At 72.0% G+C, this 4700-nt stretch carries 1 protein-coding gene; it reads left to right on the top strand.

The window, feature by feature from the left end:
• Positions 1-4700, top strand: a 4700-nt coding sequence (locus tag GXW71_RS34190; RefSeq protein WP_211858500.1) for a non-ribosomal peptide synthetase, incomplete at both ends; no start/stop codon positions are given.

Below are 4700 nucleotides of genomic sequence, written 5' to 3'. Positions count from 1 at the left end.
TCGAGCAGGTGGGGCTTGGGGATAATTTCTTCGAGCTCGGGGGTGATTCGATCATCTCGCTGCAGATGGTGAGCCGGGCGCGGCAGGCGGGCTGGGTGATCGAGCCCAAGGACGTGTTCCGCCACCAGACCCTGCAGGCCCTCGCCGCCGCAGCACGACCCGCAGCACAGCCCGCGGCGGCGAAGCCGGCCGGGCCGGCGGTGCCGGACCAGGCGCTGCTCGATGAGCTCGGGCTCGATGCATCACGGGTGGAGGACATCTATCCGCTGTCGCCGATGCAGCAGGGGATGCTGTTCCACAGCCTGCAGGATGCAGGCAGCGGCGTCTATGTGAACCAGCTGAGCGCGGAGATCGCCGGCCTCGACGGCGCCAGGCTGCGCGCCGCGTGGCAACTGGTCAGCGACCGGCACGCGATCCTGCGGACGGGGTTCCTGTGGCAGGGCCTGTCCGGCGGCGCGCGGCAGGTGGTGCACCGCCGGATCGAAGTGCCGTTCGTGGAAGAGGACTGGCGGGGCCGGCCGGTGGATGCGGCGGCGCTGCGGGCGGCAGCGGAGGCGGAGCGCCTGGCGGGCTTCGACCTCTCGCAGCCGCCGCTGCAGCGCGTCCGCCTCATCCGGCTCGATGACACCAACCACCAGCTCATCTGGACGCGGCACCATATCCTGACGGATGGCTGGAGCTCGGCGCGGCTGATGGGCGAGATCCTGAGCGCCTATCACGACCGGCCGCTGCCGCCCGCGCCGCCGCCCTACAGCGACTACATCGCTTGGCTGCAGGGGCGCGACCAGGCGGCCTCCGAACGGTTCTGGCGCGAGCAGCTGAGCGCCCTCGATGCACCCACCCTGGTATCGGCCGCGGTGCTGCCGGCAAGCCGGGAGGCCGGCCATGTGACCTTGCCGCTCCGGCTCGCACCGAGCCTGGTGGGGCAGCTGCAGGCCTTTGCCGGGCGGGAACGCATCACGCTGAACACGTTGATCCAGGCTGCCTGGGCGCTGCTGCTGCAGCGCTACACGGGAGAGGCGGTGGTGAGCTTCGGCTCCACGGTCGCGGGCCGGCCGGCCGATCTGCCCGGTGCCGAGGAGATGCTGGGTCTCTTCATCAACACGCTGCCGGTGGTGGCGCGGCCGCAGCCCGCCATGGCGGTGGGCGACTGGCTGCGGGGGCTGCAGGAGCAGAACCTCGCGCTGCGCGAGCACGAGCACACGCCGCTCAATGAGATCCAGCGTTGGGCGGGTTATCCGGGCCAGCCGCTCTTCGATTCCAATATCGTCTTCGAAAACTACCCGATCGATCGCGCCATGCAGCAGCCGGGCGCGGCGTTGCGCGTGGTTGCGGCGTCGAGCCATGTGGAGACCAGCTATCCGTTGACGCTGACGGTGGTCCCCAATGCGGACACCATCGAGATCGCTTATCGCTATCGGCGCGATGCCCTGGACCAGGCGCTGATCACCCAGATGCATCGTCATCTCGGCCACTGCCTGGAGGCGCTGAGCAGCGACGGCGAGAAACGGCTCGACGATGCCGCCATGGCGAGCCTAGCCGCCGAGGCGTCGGAGGAAGTGCGGGTCGAGACGATGGATCTCGCCGCGCGCAGCATCCTGCCGCTGATCCTCGCGGCAGAGGCCAGGCAGCCCGCCGCGACCGCGGCCGTGGTCGATGGCGCCGGCGAGACGAGCCATGGCGCGCTGGCGTCGCGATCGAACCGTCTGGCGCATTGGTTGATGTCGCGTGGCGTCGGTGCCGAGGCGCGGATCGGCATTTGCGCCGATCGCAACGCCGGCTTCGTGACGGCGCTGCTCGGCGTGCTGAAGGCAGGCGCGGCCTATGTGCCGCTGGATGCGTCCTGGCCGGCGGCGCGGCTGGCGCAGGTCGCCGCGGCTGCCGGGCTTGCGCAGGTGCTGGCCGATGGCGCCGGGCTGGCTGCGTTGCAGGCGGCCGGCATCCCCGCGACGGCGCTCGCGGATCCCGCGCTGCTGGCCGGGCAGCCGGAGGCGCCGCCGGCGGTCGAGCCGCATCCGGGGCAGACGGCCTATGTGATCTACACCTCGGGTTCGACCGGGCAGCCGAAGGGTGTCGCGGTCTCGCATGGCGCGCTGGCCAACTACGTGCAGGCGATGCTGGATCGCCTGCAGCCGCCGGCGGGGGCGATGGCGATGGTCTCCACCCCGGCGGCGGATCTCGGCCACACCGTGCTGTTCGGCGCCCTGGCCTCGGGTGCGACGCTGCATCTGCTCGATGCCGCCACCACCGGCGACGCGGAGGCCTTCGCACGGCGGATGGGCGAGGGCGCGGTGGATGTCCTGAAGATCGTGCCGAGCCATCTGCGCGGGCTGCTGCAGGCGCATGAGGGCGCGGATGTGCTGCCGCGCGGGCTGCTGATCCTGGGCGGCGAGGCCTGCGATCCGGCGCTGGTGGCGGAGGTGCGGCGGCGGCGTCCGGAGTGCCGGATCGTCAACCACTATGGGCCGACCGAGACGACGGTGGGCGTGCTGACGCACGAGGTGGTGGCGGCGCCGGAGGGGGTGATCCCGGTGGGGCGGCCGCTGGCCAATCTGCGGGCGCATGTGCTGGATGCGGGCTTGAACCCGGTGCCGCCAGGTGTGGCGGGGGAGCTGTATGTCGGCGGGCCGCAGCTGGCGCGTGGCTATCTGGGCCAGCCCGGTCTGACGGCGGAGCGCTTCGCGCCGGACGCCTATGGGGAGCCGGGTGGGCGGCTGTACCGCACGGGGGATCGGGTGGTCCGCGGTGCCGACGGGCTGATCCGCTTCCTCGGCCGGGTGGACGAGCAGGTGAAGATCCGCGGCTACCGGGTGGAGCCGGGCGAGGTCGCGCGGGTGATCCGTCAGCAGCCGGGCGTGCAAGATGCCGTGGTGCTGGCCCGCTCCGTGCAACCCGAAGATCGGCTGCGATTGGTGGCCTATTGCGTGGCGGAGGCGGGCATGCCGCTGCCGGCGGAGGCGTTCCGGGCGCAGCTTGCCGCCATCCTGCCGGACTACATGGTGCCGGCGCAGGTGATGGTGCTGGACCGGCTGCCGCTGACGCCGAACGGTAAGGTGGACCGCAAGGCGCTGCCGGCGCCGGAGCAGGGTGGGACTGCCGCTCTGGCGGTGCCGCAAGGGCCGGTGGAGGAAGCGCTGGCGGACGTCTGGCGGGACGTACTGCGGGTCGACAGCGTGGGCCGCGACGACAATTTCTTCGAGCTGGGCGGCGATTCGATCCTCAGCCTGCAGGTGATCGCACGGCTGCGGAAGCGTGGGCTCCAGCTGACGCCGAAGCAGATCTTCGAGAAGCAGACGATCCAGCAACTGGCCTCGGTGGCGATGGCGGTGCGCAAGAAGGGACCGTCGCGGGAAGCCGGGGTTCATCGTCTGCTGCCGATCCAGCATCGGTTTTTCGGGGAAGTGACGGAGGACCGGCACCACTGGAACCAGGCGGTGCTGCTGCGGCCGCGGGTGCGGCTGGAGTGGGATCGGGTGGAGGCGGCGCTGCTGGCGGTGATGGGTCAGCACGAGGCGCTGCGGCTTCGTTTCCGGGAGGGCGATGCGGGCTGGGTGGCGGAGCCCGGTCCGGTGCTGGAGGGATCGGCGCTGCTGTGGCGGCGCGAGGCGGCGGATGGGGCCGGGGTGACGGCGCTGTGCGAGACGGCGCAGCGTAGCTTGGACCTGGCGTCCGGTCCGCTGTTGCGGGCGGTGGGGATGGATCTGGCCGATGGCAGCCAGCGGCTGCTGGTGGTGATCCATCACCTGGTGGTGGACGGCGTGTCGTGGCGGGTGCTGCTGGAGGATCTGCAGGCAGCCTATGGCGGCCAGGCGCTGGCGCCGCGGACGGAGAGCTACGCGCAATGGTCGGCGCGGCTGCAGGGGCTGGCAGGCGGGCTGGAGGGCGAGCTCGGCTGGTGGCAGGCGCAGCGGGCGGTGGGGGATCTGCCCTGCGACCGCGACGCCGAGGGCCCGGACTGCGTGGGCGATGCGGAGGTGGTGTCGCTGGAGCTGGACACGGCAGTGACGCGGGCGCTGCTGCGGGAGGCGCCGGCGGCGTACCGGACGCAGGTGAACGATCTGCTGCTGGCGGCGCTGGCGCGGTCGGTCGGTGCCTGGAGCGGTCAGGACGCGGTGCTGGTGGAGCTGGAGGGGCACGGGCGGGAGGACGTGTTCGCGGGTGCGGATGTGTCGCGGACGGTGGGTTGGTTCACCACGGCCTATCCGGTGCTACTGCCGGTGGTGGGCGAGACCGGCGCGCTGATCAGAGAGGTGAAGGAACGGCTGCGCTCGGTGCCGCAGCGTGGGCTGGGCTACGGGGTGCTGCGGTATCTGGGCAGCGCGGCGCAGCGGGCGGCGCTGTCGGCGCTACCCACCCCGCGGATCACCTTCAACTATCTCGGCCAGTTCGACGGCAGCTTCGGGGAAGCGGCGCTGCTGGCGCCGGCGGCGGAGAGCGCGGGCGCGGCGCGCAGCGGCAGGGCGCCGCTGGGCCGGTGGCTGACGATCAACGGGCGTGTCTATGAGGGCCGGCTGCGGCTGGGGTGGAGTTACAGCCGCAGGCGGCATGACCGGGCGACGGTGGAGCGGCTGGCGGCGGGGTTCGGGGCGGCGCTGCGGGAGATCGTGGCGCATTGCGGGACTGCGCCGCGGGGTCTGACGCCGTCGGATGTGCCGCTGTCGGGTCTGGATCAGGCGCAGCTGGACGGGCTGGGTCTGGAC

Source organism: Plastoroseomonas hellenica (assembly GCF_018129085.1).
GTDB lineage: Bacteria > Pseudomonadota > Alphaproteobacteria > Acetobacterales > Acetobacteraceae > Plastoroseomonas > Plastoroseomonas hellenica.
Note: the sequence above shows the minus strand (reverse complement) of the source record. Positions and strands in the feature narration are given on the sequence as shown.